The organism is Rhizobium acaciae (genome assembly GCF_025941625.1).
GTDB classification, from domain to species: Bacteria; Pseudomonadota; Alphaproteobacteria; order Rhizobiales; family Rhizobiaceae; genus Rhizobium; species Rhizobium acaciae.
The window spans coordinates 19,427-33,672 of the sequence record NZ_JAPCZO010000020.1 but is presented as its reverse complement, the minus strand read 5'-3'; the positions used below and the strand labels follow the sequence as shown (position 1 = coordinate 33,672).

Sequence of the window (14,246 nt, the reverse complement as noted above, 5' to 3'; positions counted from 1 at the left end):
CATTCCTTCACGGCTTGAGATCGAGCAGCGCCCGGCCGCTGCCGTCCATGGCGAAGGGCACAGAGGCATGCTGGTGGGCAACCAGCCAGCGGCCATCCTGCTTGACGAGGCCGAGGGTCTGGCGGAACCAGAGATCGACGGCGGCGCCATCGGTCTTGGTCCCGGTCATGCGCGTGAGGCCGCTCCAGAAGGCGACATCCTCGCCAACCGTCAGTCTGGCATCGCGCACCTCGCCGCCGATCGGGCCTTCCCAGGTATCGAACCAGGCCTGCAGACCCGCTTCGTCCTGGCCGTGGTAGACGAGCGGCGGCGCCAGCGAAAATTCAACGGAATCCTCGGCCTCATAGGAAAGCGCGTCGCTGGCGTTCTTCTCACCCAGCGCTTTGGCACGCATCATCAGCATGGCAATGATCGCCTCTTCCTCGATCCTGGCGTTGTCTTCGTCTTTCACAATCGTTCTCCTTCTCCGCTATGGACAGAGGACGAAGGGGAGGACGACGATCCGACATCAGCGATAGAACCACTGCGCACTTTTGGAATTGCGTCAGAGATAACTCGTCACCGCCGGTTCGTTCCACCAGGCATCGTGCCTGCCATCGGCATAACGGACAGGCAGTGCTGCCAGTTCCTCAGGGGTGATATCGTCGAGGCAGGCGATGTTGATCGAGACATAGGCGCCGCCGATTTGTTCGACATAACCGTCGCCATAGGCTGGCACACCGCAGGTGCGGCAGAAGCGATGATGACCGCTCCTGGTGTGGAACTGGTAGTCGGACGTTTCCGCCTGGTCACACATCAGCCGGAAATCCTCCGGCTTGACGTTGGCGCCCCAATAGCGGCGCTTGGCGCAGATCGAACAATTGCAGCGGCCGGTGCCCGCCTCGAGGTCCATGTCCACCTCGTAATGCACTTTGCCGCAATGGCAACTTCCCTTGTAGGTTTTCTTCATGGCGCTCTCCTCCTTCGACGTTGCCTTCAGTGTCCGTATATGACAATATGTTGTCATTATGGATGAGATACAAAATCGACAACATGTTGTCAAACAGAATCGACCGGAGCGAACAATGGAGGGGGATGCTTTTTCCGCTTTCGCAATCACCGCTCTTCGCCTCGCCGGTCATCTGACGGCGGCGGGTGACCAGTTGGCAAAGCCGGCGGGACAGACGAGCGCGCGCTGGCAGGTGCTGGCCGCGGCACGACGCGGCGGCATGTCTGTGGCGCAGATCGCCCGCGCGCTCGGCCTCGCCCGCCAGGGCGTACAGCGGCTTGCCGACGTGCTGGAGCGTGAAGGGCTGATCGCCTATGCCGACAACCCGCAGCACCAGCGCGCCAAGCTGGTGCGACTGACGGAAGAAGGGGCGGCGCGGCTCGGCGTCATAGAGATCGCGCAAGCCGGATGGGCCGACGGGCTGGGCGCCGCGTTTACGTCAGCCGAGCTCGATGCGGCACGGTCGGTGATGGCGCGGGTCATGGAGTTGCTGGAGGGTAACGAGGCGGCAGGCCGTTGAGCGACTTACCTGTCTTGCGGGACTTGTTGTCGCCGGCGACGCGCGGACGCATTTCTCGGGAAAGGGCACGGCATCAAACGGCCAGACACAAAAAAAGGCCGGGGTAACCCGACCTTCCCTGCTATCTCAACGAACCGTGCCAGTACATCCGTGGTCACGATCCGGAGATGATATTTGGAGCCTTGAAGGCTCAGGCCGCCTGGAGGCGGTCTGCCGACATCTTGCCGGACTTGTTGTCGCGGACGAGCTCGTAAGACAGCTTCTGGCCATCCTTGAGATCGCGCATGCCAGCGCGTTCAACGGCGGAGATGTGGACGAAAACGTCGGCTGCGCCGTCATCCGGCTGAATGAAGCCGAAGCCCTTGGTTGCGTTGAACCACTTTACGGTACCTGTGCTCATGACGATATCCTTTTCGAATCGTTCATAGAAGATTGCAGCTCGGATAAATGCCAAGCGGCGATGAAAACCGATTTTGGAGGAAGTTCGCCAGGAACGACGCGAGGCCGTTTCAAAGTTCATCTAGCAAGATCGATGCGCGAACATGTAATCGGAAATTGTGTCCGTGACAAGGCCGCAGCAAGGGAAAGTCGAATTCAAATGGCGAGGGTGAAGTCGAATAATTGTTGAACGTCTTAGCGCCGCGGCAGGATGGGCAAAGGCGGCCTAGGCCGCCTTCCCCACTTTCGCATAGGGGTCGAACCGGCCGTAAAACGTCTCGCCCTTGGCGGCCATGTCCTTCAGCAGCGGTGTCGGCTTGAAGTGACTTCCGTAAGCATCAGCTAACTTTTCTGCCAATTCAACGAAAGCCTTCGCACCCATCCCGTCGATATAGCTCAGCGCCCCGCCGGTATAGGGCGCGAAGCCGAAGCCGAGGATCGAACCGACATCCGCTTCGCGCGGATCGGTGACGATGCCTTCTTCCACGGTGCGGGCGGCTTCGAGCGCGATGGTGACGAGGAACCGTTGTTTGAGGACGTTGACGTCGACCTCATCCGCCTGCTTCTGCGGGTAGAAGGTCTTGAGGTCGGGCCAGAGGGACTTCTTCGCCGGTTTCGGCGGATAGTCGTAGAAGCCCTTGGAATTCTTGCGGCCGAAACGGCCCTCCTTTTCCACCATGCGGGAGATGAGTTCCATATGCCTGGGGTCGATGGCTTTTTCGCCGAGATCGGCGACCGTCGCCTTGAGGATCTTCAGCGAGAGGTCGATGGCGACCTCGTCGTTGAGCGCCAGCGGACCGACCGGCATGCCGGCCATCTTGGCGGCATTCTCGATCATCACAGGCGGCACGCCCTCGATCAGCATGTCGTAGCTTTCCGACATGTAGCGCAGCACGCAGCGATTGACGAAGAAGCCGCGGGTGTCGTTGACGACGATCGGCGTCTTCCTGATGGCAGCGACATAATCGAGAGCAACGGCCAGTGCCTTGTCGCCGGTGTCGCTTCCGAGGATGACCTCGGTCAGCATCATCTTCTCCACAGGCGAGAAGAAGTGGATGCCGATGAAATCGGTAGGGCGTTTCGAATTCTTGGCGAGACCTGAGATCGGCAGGGTCGAGGTGTTGGAGGCGAAGATCGCGCCTTCCGGCAGCACGGCCTCGACCGCCTCGATGACCGCTTTCTTCACTTCGCGATCCTCGAACACCGCCTCGATGACGAGATCGGCATTGGCGAGGGCGGTATAGTCTGCCGAGGGCGTGATGCGCGAGAGCAATGCAGCCGCTTCATCCTGCGTAAGACGCCCCTTACCGACGGAATCCTTGACCAGGCCTTCCGAGACGGTCTTGCCCTTGGTCGCCGCCTCGATGTCGCGGTCGATCAGCGTCACGGGAATGCCGGCGGCGGCGGTGACATAAGCAATCGAAGCACCCATGAAACCGGCTCCGACGACGCCGACATGCTTCAGCTCGGTCTTCGCATGACCTGCCGGGCGGCGGGCGCCTTTTCCGAGCTCCTGCATAGAGATGAACAGCGAACGGATCATCGAGAAGGCTTCGCGGGTCTGCAGCACCTCGGTGAAATAACGCTGCTCGATCTTCAGACCCGTGTCGAACGGCACCTGCAGGCCTTCATAGACGCATTTCAGGATGGCAAGCGCTGCCGGATAATTGCCCGATGTTTCCCGGCGCAGGATCGCCGGAGCTGCCGGCCAGAGCTGGGCAGATGCCGGCGTCCAGATGCCGCCGCCCGGCGCCTTGAAGCCCTTCTCGTCCCAGGGGGCGACCGGCTTCAGGCCATCCTTGATCATCTGCTTAGCCGCGGGGATGAGCTGATCCGGCTCCACCACCTGGTGCACGAGATTCATCGCCTTGGCGCGGGAGCCGGTCAGCGACTGGCCGGTCGTCATCATCTGCAGCGCATCCTGGGCGCTCGCCAGCCGCGGCACACGCTGCGTGCCGCCGGCGCCGGGGAAGATGCCGACCTTCACTTCGGGCAGCGCGATCTTGACGCTCTTGGCATTGGAAGCGACGCGGCCGTGGCAGGCGAGCGACAGTTCGAAGGCGCCGCCCATGCAGGTGCCGTTGATGGCGGACACCCAGGGCTTGCCCGATGTTTCGAGTTTGCGGAACAGGCCACTCATGCGGCCGACCAGACCGAAGAGGTTCTGCACCGCCGTCTCGGGGCTCTTTGCCTTCTCCTCCTGGTAGGAACTGAACATCGACTTGATCATCGACAGATCAGCGCCGCCGGAGAAGGAGGACTTGCCGGAGGTGAAGACGACGCCCTTGACGGCGGCATCGGCGGTCGTGGCGTCGATGATGGCGTCGAGTTCGGCCATCACCTCGGCTGTGAAGACGTTCATCGATTTGCCGGGCATGTCCCAGGTGACGAGAGCGATGCCGTCGGCGTCGGTTTCGAGCGTGAAATTGGTGTAGGTCATTGGGTTTCCTCCCCGATCAAGCCGGCAAATGGCTGCGCTGCGCGTCTAAGGTCTTCGTCTTGTCGGTGACGACATCGCCGGTATGCTTGGTCTGCGACGGCTCGAAAAGCACGATCCAGCATTCCTCCGGCGCAACCGGATTATGCTCGACACCTCTCGGCACGACATGAAAATCGCCGGCCTTCAGATGCACATGCGGGCGGTCGCGATATTCGATGGTAAGCGCCCCCTTCCAGATCAGGAAAAGCTCGTCCTCGTCGCGGTGGGAATGCCAGGCAAGCTGGCCCTGGACCTTGGCGAGCTTGACGCTCTGGCCGTTGAGATCGGCGATGACGCGGGGCGACCAGTGCTCGGTGACCTCGGCATATTCGGTTTCGATCGTGCCGGTGTTGAAGCCCATCGTCAGACCCTCTCGATAACCGTTGCCGTGCCCATGCCGGCGCCGATACAGAGCGTCACCAGCGCGGTGTTGAGGTCGCGGCGTTCAAGTTCGTCCAGCACCGTGCCGAGGATCATCGCGCCAGTGGCGCCGAGCGGATGGCCCATGGCGATGGCGCCGCCATTGACGTTGATCCTGTCATGGTCGATGTCGAAGGCCTGCATGTAGCGCAGCACCACGGCAGCGAAGGCCTCATTCAACTCGAAGAGGTCGATGTCGGAAAGGCTCATGCCTGATCGTTTCAACAGCTTCTCGGTGACGTCGACAGGCCCGGTCAGCATCAGGGCCGGATCGGAGCCGATATTGGCGAAAGCCTTGATGCGGGCGCGCGGCTTCTTGCCCATGCTCTCACCGCCGGCTTTGGAGCCGAGCAGGACGACGCTGGCGCCATCGACGATGCCGGAGGAATTGCCGGCATGGTGGACATAGTTGATGCGCTCGATCTCCGGATGGGCCTGTATGCCGACGGCCTCGAAGCCGCCCATCTCGCCGGGCATCTGGAAGGACGGATTGAGGGAGGCGAGCGCCTGCATATCGGTGCCGGGGCGCATGTGTTCATCCTTTGCCAGGATCGTCAGGCCGTTCTGGTCCTTGACCGGGATGACCGATTTGCCGAACCAGCCCTTTTCCCAGGCATGGGCGGCGCGCCTCTGGCTCTCGACCGCGTAGGCGTCGACATCGGTTCTGCTGAAGCCGTATTTGGTGGCGATCAGATCGGCCGAGACACCCTGCGGCATGAAATAGGCGGGGAAATTTACCGACGGGTCCATGAACCAGGCGCCGCCGGACATGCCGAGGCCGACGCGGGACATGCTTTCTACACCGCCGGCGATGACGATATCGTCGGCCCCTTGGGCGATCTTGCCGGCGCCGAAATTGACGGCATCGAGACCGGAGGCGCAGAAGCGGGAGATCTGCATGCCGGGCGCCTTGGTGGAGTAACCGGCTTCGAAGGCGGCGGCCTTGGGGATGACGGCGCCGGCATCCATGACCGGATCGACGCAGCCCATGATGATGTCGTCGACCGTGCCCGTGTCCAGCCCGTTGCGCTCGCGGATGGCCTCCAGCGTCTTTGCCGCGAGGCGGACGGAAGGCACCTCATGCAGGGCGCCGTCCTTCTTGCCGCGGCCGCGTGGCGTACGCACGTGGTCGTAAATGAAAACCTCGGTCATTGTCTCATCTCCCTGACGGCAATCTATCTTGCCTCAAATCTTGGAAGGAGGAGATAAGACCCCTCCCCAGCCCTCCCCACAAGGGGGAGGGAGAACCGGCTCAAAACGCTTCGGCGGCCAGTTCCATCATCGTGTCGGCGCCGGCTTCGATGCGGGCCTTGCGAAGTGCGGTTTCCGGCATCAGGCGTTCCATGAAGAAGCGGGCGGTGACCAGCTTGTTCTTCAGGTAATCCTCGCGGGCGGCATCGCCGGATGCAAGGCCGTCCTCGGCGGCCCTGGCCATCTTCGCCCACATATAGCCGAGAATGACGAGGCCGAAGAGGTGCATGTAGTCGGTCGAGCCGGCGCCGGCATTGTCGGGTTTGGCCATGGCGTTCTGCATGAACCACATGGTCGCGCCCTGGGCGTCGTTCAAGCCCTTCTTCAGATGCTTGGTGAAGAAGGAGAGCTTTTCGTTGCCGCGGTTCTCCTCACAGAAATCACCGATCTCCTTGAAGAGGGCCATGGCGGCGCGGCCGCCGTTCAGCGCCAGCTTGCGGCCGACGAGATCGAGCGCCTGAATGCCGTTGGCGCCTTCATAGATCATGGCGATGCGGGCATCGCGCACATACTGGCTCATGCCGTGTTCTTCGATATAGCCATGGCCGCCGAAGACCTGCTGGGCCATGACGGCGTGATCGAAGCCCTTGTCGGTCATCACGCCCTTGAGGATCGGGGTGACGAGGCCGAGAATATCGTCGGCCGTCTGGCGCTCCTTCTCGTCGGTGGCGCGGTGGGCGATATCAGACTTGAGCGCAGTCCAGAGCAGGAAGGCGCGGCCGGCCTCGTTGAAAGCGCGGATGGTCATCAGCGTCCGGCGAATGTCCGGATGGACGATGATCGGATCGGCCTTCTTGTCCGGCGCCTTGGGGCCCGACAGCGAGCGGCCCTGGATGCGGTCGCGGGCGTAGCTGGCGGCGTTCTGATAGGCGATCTCGGAAATGGCGATGCCCTGCAGGCCGACCATCAGGCGGGCCTCGTTCATCATCACGAACATGGCGTTGAGGCCGCGGTTTTCGGCGCCGATCAGGAAGCCGGTCGCCTCGTCGTAATTCATCACGCAGGTGGCGTTGGCGTGGATGCCCATCTTGTGCTCGATCGCGCCGCAGGAGACAGCGTTGCGGGCGCCGACCGCGCCGTCCTTGCCGACGAGGAATTTCGGGACGATGAAGAGCGAGATGCCCTTGGTGCCCTCGGGCGCACCCTCGATGCGGGCCAGCACCAGATGGATGATATTGTCGGTCAGGTCGTGCTCGCCGGCGGAGATGAAGATCTTCTGGCCGGAGATCTTGTAGCTGCCGTCAGCCTGCGGCACCGCCTTGGTGCGCAGCATGCCGAGATCGGTGCCGCAATGCGGCTCGGTGAGGTTCATGGTGCCGGACCACGTGCCGTCCACCATCTTCGGCAGGTAGGTGGCCTTCTGCTCGTCGGAGCCGTGGACGAGGAGTGCCGCGATCGCGCCCTGCGTCAGGCCGGGATACATCATCAGCGACATGTTGGCAGCCGAGGTATATTCGCCGACGGCGGTATGCAGCGTATAGGGAAGCCCCTGGCCGCCGAATTCCTCCGGCACCGCAAGGCCGATCCAGCCGCCTTCGCGATAGGCTTTATAGGCTTCCTTGAAGCCCTTCGGCGTCGAGACGCTGGCATCGTCGTGGCGCGTGCAGCCTTCCTGATCACCGGAATAGTTCAACGGAAAGAGAGCTTCCTCGGCAACCCTTCCGGCCTCACCTAGGATCGCTTCGATCATATCAGGGGTCGCATCGGCAAAGCCCGGCAGATTGTTGTAGCGTTCGAGACCCAGCACGTCGTTCAGGACGAAGAGCGTATCGTTTACCGGGGCCTTATAGACTGGCATCTCTCAAATTCCTCCCATTCGGCTGACCGGGTCGCGCCGGCCTTGGGCACTGTCTTACAAAATATTGACGTTTGCGTAAACGTCAAATGTTGCGCTTGTGAAGTCTTTTCTTGAAAAAATTCGAGAGCACGAATCCGCGAGCCATGAAGCGCCGAAAGGAGCAGACGCCATATCATCTGCTTGTCCACCGCGGAAAGGAGTCAAAGCGGAAGCGTTTGTAACCGCGCGAACGGAGGGCCGGCGAGAACAAACCGTTTCAGCGCAGTAGGTCAGTAGTGCTGTCTTAACCATCGCGATAAATTGGTTGCGATGGTTCAATGGCCGGCTGCTATACCGGAATGTATGAAATAGCGCGTTCGGGAAATCATTTGAAACAGATAATTGGTGCCACCATAGGATTGCTGATCACTTGTTCAGCGGCATTTGCGGAGGAACCGGCGCTCCATCCCAAATTGTCGAAAGAGCAGTTTCTGTCCTTTGCAGCCGGGGCGGCCGTTGCGGGTATGTATTGTGGGAAGCTCGAACTAAATGCCGATTTCGTCGCCGGGTATCAGTACGGAACCGGTATCTATCCGCCACTCGATCCCTATTTCCGATCAGAAATGTCCCGGCTTGAGAAAGAAGCCCAAAACGACCCGAAGAGCTACTGTTGGGCGACACGACGGATGTTTTACAAGGGCAACAAACCAAAGCCGTTAGCAGCTCCTCTTTTGATCGACAAGCCGTGATAGCGTCTCCGCGCGCGGGACCGTGACGCCTTCGACGACTCGGCAGGAGAGACAGGTCTTTCCTTGATCCCTCGCGCGCGCATCGGCTCCTATTCAATCGATTCGGCGACTGAAATTTCAATCGGGCTGTAGCGCCAGCCGCTCAGGCTTCCTAAATCTTTCGGACGACTCATCGAGGAAGACATCATGACCGACTTTCCCTATGAGAGCGCGCTCATCGTCGGCGCGGGCTCCGGCATCAGCGCATCGCTTGCCCGGCAATTGTCGGCGCAGGGCGTCAAGGTCGGGCTCGCCGCCCGCAATATCGAGAAACTGCAAGGGCTGATCGAGGAGACCGGCGCCAGCGCCTTTACCGCCGACGTCTCGCAGCCGGCGAGCGTCGCAGCACTCTTCGAAGAGGCCGCTGCCGCAATCGGCGGGCCTGACGTGGTGATCTTCAATGCCAGCGCCCGTCAGCGTGGCCCGCTGGCCGAACTCGATCCCGCCGAGGTCGAGAAGGCCATCGCGACCACCGCTTTCGGCGGCTTCCTGGTGGTGCAGCAGGCGGCGCGGCGGATGATCCCGCGCGGCCGCGGCGCCATCCTCATAACAGGCGCGTCGGCAAGCGTGAAGGGCTTTGCGCAATCGGCCCCCTTCGCGATGGGCAAGTTCGCGCTGCGCGGCCTTGCGCAGAGTGCCGCTCGCGAACTCGGGCCGATGGGCATCCATGTCGCGCATTTCGTCATCGACGGCGCGGTGCGCTCGCAGATCCGGCCGGACCGGGTGGACAAGCCGGATGGCACGCTGCTGCCGGATGCGATCGCCCAGACCTATATCGATGTGCTTCGCCAGCACCGCAGCGCATGGTCGCTGGAGGTGGAAGTCCGGCCCTGGACGGAGAGCTTCTAAGTCTCCCTCCCTGGCCGCGGCCTGCCGCCGCAGGGGAAGCAACTTTCACGACACTCTCAGACGGGCTAGCTAGGCTTTGCCGTCAAGGCTAGAACAGGATGATTTTGGGCCTGTTCGGCCTAACATCTGAATCCTGTTCTCAATTAAAGAGTTAGAGCATGATGTCGACCGAAAACCGCTCACACTTTTCGGCATCATGCTCTAGCTGGGAGGATACCGATGCCGCGTCTGGACCATGTCACCATCGAGACCCGCGATGCGCCTCAGATGATCGCCTTCCTGGAAACCGTGCTCGGCGTTCGGGAAGGCTATCGGCCGCCCTTCGCCTCGCCCGGCCATTGGCTCTATCTCGACGAGCGCCCGGTCATCCATCTGAGCCTGACGTCGCGCAGCACCGATTTTCCGCCCGGCATCTTCAACCATGTCGCCTTCAGCCTTTACGAATTCGAGCCGGCGCTGGAACGCATCAAGGCTGGCGGCTATCGTCACGAATATTACGATATTCCCGACACCGATCTCGGCCAGGTCTTCGTCTACGGACCCGAAGGCGTGAAAATCGAGTTGCAATATCCCAGGCCCGCCTGAGCGCGGCGCCGCCATTCGATGTGACGCGTTCGGGGGCAATTGCCGCCAAAAGCGGCGTTTTGAACACAAACGTTAAAAAATTCCCATCGGCATTAACGGCTTGTTTACCACGTTTCGTGAAAGGTGCGGATTGAGCAGTAGTGATCCGCATTCCTTTCCCCCGTCTCGCGTTCCTTAAGGATGCCGCTACATCGTTCAGCTTGAGGAAAGTCTAATTGACTATCGTCTTATGAATGGTGCGCTCAGGCCCCCGTAAAGCGGGCAGCAGACGAAAAGCCAACGATCGAGCTCTGACGAGGGGTCGAGCAGTCGAAGCGAGCAAGAAGATGAACGGATCGCGATCAAATCCTTCCCGACAGTCCGACAGGACCTCGCTCGATGCGCTGAACCGCACGATCGAAGGGCTGGAGGCGCGCATCGAAGGGCTGATGGGCAGCGGGCGCGAACAGCGGCCGCGCACGGCAACGGCCGAGCGCGATCCTTATGCAGCTTCCCATGCCCCCCGGCCCGCAAAGGCCCCGCCCGAGCCGCGGCCGGATCCGCTCGCCGAAATTCGTCAACGCCAGCGCGCACTCGAAGCCAGCCGCGAGCGGCCTTACGCACGCGAGCAGGCTCCGCAGCTTCGTGAACCCACACCACGCGCCGCCGCGCCAGTGCCGGCACCGGCCTTGCGCGCCGGCGACGACACGATGACGGAGATCGCCCAGGCGCTCGTCAATCTGCGGCAGGACCTGAAGCGCGACATTTCCGAGGGCGTCACCCGCGAGATGAACGCGCTGCGCACCGAGCTGCGCGAGATCAAGACAAATGCCGGAGACGGCCGTTTCGCCGACGACATGCGCGCCGATATGGGCCGCCTTGCCCAGAGCATCACCCAGCTGACCGGCCGCTCCGCCGCACCGGAGGCCACAGGCCTGCGCGAGGATTTCGAAGAGCTGCGCTCGCTGATGGACGGGCTGGCGCGCGAGGATTCGCTGCGCCATATGGAAAACCGCTGGGACGGCTTCGAAAACCGGCTTGCGGCGCTCGATACCGAGGGGCTGCAGGAAGAGCTCGTTTCGCTCGCCTATCGGCTCGATGATATCAAGCGCCATATCGGCGGCATGGGCGAGAGCCCGGCCGTTCGGGCGCTGGAAGACAAGCTGATCTCGATCGCCACGGCGATGGAGCATTTCGGCAACATGATCCAGCCGCACGACCGGGTCATGTCCGAGCAGTTCGCCGCCATGGACATCCGGCTCGACGAGATCAGCCGGGCGATTGCGGCAAGCGGGCGCACGGCCACTGCCAATGATCCGGGCCTGATGCAGCGGCTGGAAAGCCGCCTTGCGGCGCTCGCCGACCAGATCGACCTGATGAGCCATGATGCGGCCAGCCGCGTGAACCCGGCCGACGAGCTAGCGATGCGGCTGGAGGCGCTGACGGGACGCGTCGAGGAGCTGACGAAGGCAGAAGCGACGTCGCGGCTCGACGAACGGCTGGAACATCTATCCTATCTGCTGGAGCGCACGCAGGAGACGGCGCCGCAGGCCGACCTCACCGGCACGCTTTCCGACATTTCCCGCAAGATCGACGCGCTTGAGAATGGCGCCGTCAACGACTTGCTGGCGCAGCGGCTCGACCATCTCGCCCGGCGCATTGACGAGATGGCCTATCAGCAGCAGGCGCCGGCCGCTGTGGCCGACGACAGTGCCTTCCAGCGTCTCGAAGGACGGCTGAGCGACATTGCCGCCCGGCTCGAAGAGAGCACATCGGCAGCGCCGACCGATCCGCACGCGCTGAAGAACCTCGAAGACCAGATCGCCAATCTGTCGGCGCTGATGAGCGCGCCGCGCGAGAGCGCTGCGATACCCCCCGAATTCGACCAGCGCATGGGCGCGATCGAAGACTATATGGCGACGAGCGACGAATATATCATCGAGGCCGCACGCCAGGCGGCAGAGGCTGTCGTCGAAGCCTATTCGCGTCATGGCGGCCCGCAGGGCGTCATGCCCGCCGCCGACATGTCGGCGCTGACGGCGCTGGCCGAGGATCTTCGCCACCTCGAGGATCTCAGCCGCGATAGCGAAGAACGCACGCACAAGACTTTCCAGGCGCTGCACGAGACGCTGGTGCATATCGCCGACCGCCTCGACGGCATGGAAGATCGCGGCCGGCCGCTCGCCCAGATGCCGGTCGCCGAGGTCGATTTCGATGTCGATCCCTATGCGCTGATGGTGGCCGAAGCCGAGATGAACAGGACGCCGGCCGCTGCCCCGACAGCGAAGGCTTCTCCTGTTATCCGCACGGCCGAGGTCGCAGCCGAAGCTGCCGCCCCGGCACAAGCCACCGCCCCGGCACAAACCAACGCCATGAGCGGAACGAGCGCGATCGCCATCGAAGCCGCGACCAGGACGACGGAGACAGCAGCGACATCGGCAGGGACACAGGCACCGGCAAAGGCCAGCCTGCTCGCCAGCCTCGGCAAGCGGCTGCTGCCCGGCAAGAAGGCCGAGAGCCGGACGACCGAACGGCCGATGATCGACCCCGCGCCGTCGATCGATCCCACCGACGTCGTGCCGACGGATGCGGCAAACGAATTGCTCGAGCCGGGCTCGGGCGCGCCTGACGTGAAGAAGATCCTTGAACGGGTTCGCGCCAGCCAGAGTGCGGCGCGCGGCAAACCTGCCGGCGAAACCGATCGCGCCGATTATATCGCTGCTGCGCGCCGTGCGGCGCAGGCGGCCGCGATGGAGGTGGATGCCAATCCGAAGCAGGCAGCCGGCAAGGCCGAGAAGAAGGGCGCGACTGCAGACAAGGCCGGCAAGGCTTCTGACAAGACCGGCAAGACCAGCGCCTTTTCGCGCTACCGGCGGCCGATCCTGCTGGCGGTCGGCGCCGTGCTGCTCGCCATCATGGCCTTTCCGCTTGCCCGAACGCTGACAACAGGCGAGCGCGCGCCGCAGCCGCCAGCAGAAGTCTCGGCGCTGACCGGCGCTGAAAACCCGGCGCCGGCCTTGCCCGAAGCGACACCTGCCCAGCCGGATGCCGCCGCTCTCGGAACGACCGCTCCGGCAGCAGATGCTATGCCGCCCGCCGCCGAACAGGCGCAGCCGGAAGCAACCTCGCCTGACGCCGGCGAGCATCTGACCGACGTGGCGCCGCTTGACGGCGAAGGGGCTGCGACATTTGCCCCTCCCGGTCCGTCGGGCGCAGCACAAGAGACATCAGGCTTCGTTCCGAACGCCCCGGCTGCGGCGGCACCCGCACCGGCCATCACCATTCCCGAAACCGTCCAGCCGAAATCGCTTGCCGATGCGGCGAGCAGCGGCGATGCGCTGGCGCTATTCGAGATCGGCGCGCGTTATTCGGACGGCCGCAACGGCATGACGGTCGATCAGAAGCAGGCAGCGAGCTGGTACCAGCTTTCGGCCGATAAGGGCTTTGCGCCGGCCGAATACCGGCTCGGCAGCATGTACGAGAAGGGCAACGGCGTCGAACGCGACATCGCCAGGGCGAAGGGTTTTTACGAGCAGGCAGCAAACCAGGGCAATGCCAGCGCCATGCACAATCTCGCCGTGCTCTACGCCTCCGGCGCGCTCGGCCAACAGGATTATGCGACGGCCGCCTCGTGGTTCACCAAGGCTGCGAACCTCGGCATCACCGACAGCCAGTTCAACCTGGCAATCCTCTGCGCGCGCGGCAACGGCGTTCCGGCGGATCTCGAAGAGTCTTACAAGTGGTTTGCGATCGCCGCCAAGGGCGGCGACAAGGATGCGGCGCAGAAGCGCGACGAAGTGGCCAAAGCCATGAAGCCCGACCAGCTCGAACGGGCGCGCGGCAAGGCCGATCTCTGGAAGGCGGAGCCGGTCGACCACCGCACGAACGCCATCGACATCCCCGACGAATGGGCCGGCACCGGCGCGAAGACGGCGAGCGTCGACATGAAGAAGGCGATCCGCAACATCCAGGCGATCCTCAACAATAACGGCTTCGACGCCGGCGTGCCGGACGGCGAAATGGGCGCGAAGACCGTGACCGCGATCAAAAACTTCCAGAAGTCGGTCGGGCAGGAGCCGGACGGCAAGGTGACCGATGCGACCGTGAAGGCGCTGCTCGAACGCAACAAACAGGGCAGCAAGGCAATCTGAGGCCCGCGTCGCATCGACGCA

General features: G+C 62.8%; 12 protein-coding genes. 5 read left to right on the top strand and 7 right to left on the bottom strand.

Annotated features, from left to right (window positions below; all coding sequences use genetic code 11):
* Positions 1-7 precede the first annotated feature (7 nt).
* Both OLZ32_RS27635 and OLZ32_RS27630 read right to left on the bottom strand, forming a co-directional pair.
* Positions 8-451, bottom strand: coding sequence for a YybH family protein (locus OLZ32_RS27635; RefSeq protein WP_264423835.1), 444 nt, complete (start codon positions 449-451; stop codon positions 8-10).
* Positions 452-544: 93 nt separating this feature from the next.
* A complete protein-coding gene (locus tag OLZ32_RS27630; RefSeq protein WP_264423833.1) occupies positions 545-949 on the bottom strand; it encodes a GFA family protein in 405 nt (134 codons plus the stop codon).
* 115 nt (positions 950-1,064) lie between these two features.
* Between OLZ32_RS27630 and OLZ32_RS27625 the strand changes: the two genes are divergently transcribed.
* Complete coding sequence (locus tag OLZ32_RS27625) at positions 1,065-1,508, top strand: MarR family winged helix-turn-helix transcriptional regulator (RefSeq protein WP_264423831.1); 444 nt, start codon at positions 1,065-1,067, stop codon at positions 1,506-1,508.
* A gap of 190 nt (positions 1,509-1,698) precedes the next feature.
* Here the strand turns inward: OLZ32_RS27625 and OLZ32_RS27620 are convergent, their stop codons facing one another.
* The 5 genes from OLZ32_RS27620 to OLZ32_RS27600 form a co-directional block, all read right to left on the bottom strand.
* Positions 1,699-1,908, bottom strand: a complete 210-nt coding sequence (locus tag OLZ32_RS27620; RefSeq protein ID WP_003545273.1) for a cold-shock protein — start codon at positions 1,906-1,908, stop codon at positions 1,699-1,701.
* A gap of 264 nt (positions 1,909-2,172) precedes the next feature.
* Positions 2,173-4,386, bottom strand: a complete 2,214-nt coding sequence (locus OLZ32_RS27615) for a 3-hydroxyacyl-CoA dehydrogenase NAD-binding domain-containing protein (protein ID WP_264423829.1) — start codon at positions 4,384-4,386, stop codon at positions 2,173-2,175.
* A gap of 16 nt (positions 4,387-4,402) precedes the next feature.
* Positions 4,403-4,786 (bottom strand): cupin domain-containing protein, encoded by a 384-nt coding sequence (locus OLZ32_RS27610; protein ID WP_264423827.1) that lies wholly within the window; start codon positions 4,784-4,786, stop codon positions 4,403-4,405.
* 2 nt (positions 4,787-4,788) lie between these two features.
* Complete coding sequence (locus OLZ32_RS27605; protein WP_264423824.1) at positions 4,789-5,997, bottom strand: acetyl-CoA C-acetyltransferase; 1,209 nt, start codon at positions 5,995-5,997, stop codon at positions 4,789-4,791.
* 100 nt (positions 5,998-6,097) lie between these two features.
* The gene (locus OLZ32_RS27600) at positions 6,098-7,894 is read right to left on the bottom strand and encodes an acyl-CoA dehydrogenase C-terminal domain-containing protein (RefSeq protein WP_264423822.1); all 1,797 of its coding nucleotides are present in this window, start codon (positions 7,892-7,894) and stop codon (positions 6,098-6,100) included.
* A gap of 317 nt (positions 7,895-8,211) precedes the next feature.
* Here OLZ32_RS27600 and OLZ32_RS27595 point away from each other — a divergent pair, with 317 nt between their 5' ends.
* From OLZ32_RS27595 to OLZ32_RS27580, 4 genes are all read left to right on the top strand, one after another.
* A complete protein-coding gene (locus tag OLZ32_RS27595; RefSeq protein ID WP_246705948.1) occupies positions 8,212-8,622 on the top strand; it encodes a hypothetical protein in 411 nt (136 codons plus the stop codon).
* A gap of 186 nt (positions 8,623-8,808) precedes the next feature.
* Positions 8,809-9,510 carry an SDR family NAD(P)-dependent oxidoreductase gene (locus tag OLZ32_RS27590; RefSeq protein WP_222326262.1) on the top strand — a complete coding sequence of 234 codons (702 nt, stop codon included), beginning with the start codon at positions 8,809-8,811 and terminating at the stop codon, positions 9,508-9,510.
* A gap of 219 nt (positions 9,511-9,729) precedes the next feature.
* Positions 9,730-10,095, top strand: a complete 366-nt coding sequence (locus tag OLZ32_RS27585; protein WP_264397578.1) for a VOC family protein — start codon at positions 9,730-9,732, stop codon at positions 10,093-10,095.
* Positions 10,096-10,421: 326 nt separating this feature from the next.
* Entirely contained in the window at positions 10,422-14,225 is a 3,804-nt protein-coding gene (locus tag OLZ32_RS27580; RefSeq protein WP_264423817.1) for a peptidoglycan-binding protein, read from the top strand.
* Positions 14,226-14,246: the final 21 nt, after the last annotated feature.

What these genes read in the sequence shown, in the direction of transcription:
- OLZ32_RS27630 (WP_264423833.1), bottom strand. Translation starts at nt 949, where the DNA reads ATGAAGAAAACCTACAAGGGAAGTTGCCATTGCGGCAAAGTGCATTAC.
- OLZ32_RS27625 (WP_264423831.1), top strand. Translation starts at nt 1,065, where the DNA reads ATGGAGGGGGATGCTTTTTCCGCTTTCGCAATCACCGCTCTTCGCCTC.
- OLZ32_RS27620 (WP_003545273.1), bottom strand. Translation starts at nt 1,908, where the DNA reads ATGAGCACAGGTACCGTAAAGTGGTTCAACGCAACCAAGGGCTTCGGC.
- OLZ32_RS27615 (WP_264423829.1), bottom strand. Translation starts at nt 4,386, where the DNA reads ATGACCTACACCAATTTCACGCTCGAAACCGACGCCGACGGCATCGCT.
- OLZ32_RS27610 (WP_264423827.1), bottom strand. Translation starts at nt 4,786, where the DNA reads ATGGGCTTCAACACCGGCACGATCGAAACCGAATATGCCGAGGTCACC.
- OLZ32_RS27605 (WP_264423824.1), bottom strand. Translation starts at nt 5,997, where the DNA reads ATGACCGAGGTTTTCATTTACGACCACGTGCGTACGCCACGCGGCCGC.
- OLZ32_RS27600 (WP_264423822.1), bottom strand. Translation starts at nt 7,894, where the DNA reads ATGCCAGTCTATAAGGCCCCGGTAAACGATACGCTCTTCGTCCTGAAC.
- OLZ32_RS27595 (WP_246705948.1), top strand. Translation starts at nt 8,212, where the DNA reads ATGGCCGGCTGCTATACCGGAATGTATGAAATAGCGCGTTCGGGAAAT.
- OLZ32_RS27590 (WP_222326262.1), top strand. Translation starts at nt 8,809, where the DNA reads ATGACCGACTTTCCCTATGAGAGCGCGCTCATCGTCGGCGCGGGCTCC.
- OLZ32_RS27585 (WP_264397578.1), top strand. Translation starts at nt 9,730, where the DNA reads ATGCCGCGTCTGGACCATGTCACCATCGAGACCCGCGATGCGCCTCAG.
- OLZ32_RS27580 (WP_264423817.1), top strand. Translation starts at nt 10,422, where the DNA reads ATGAACGGATCGCGATCAAATCCTTCCCGACAGTCCGACAGGACCTCG.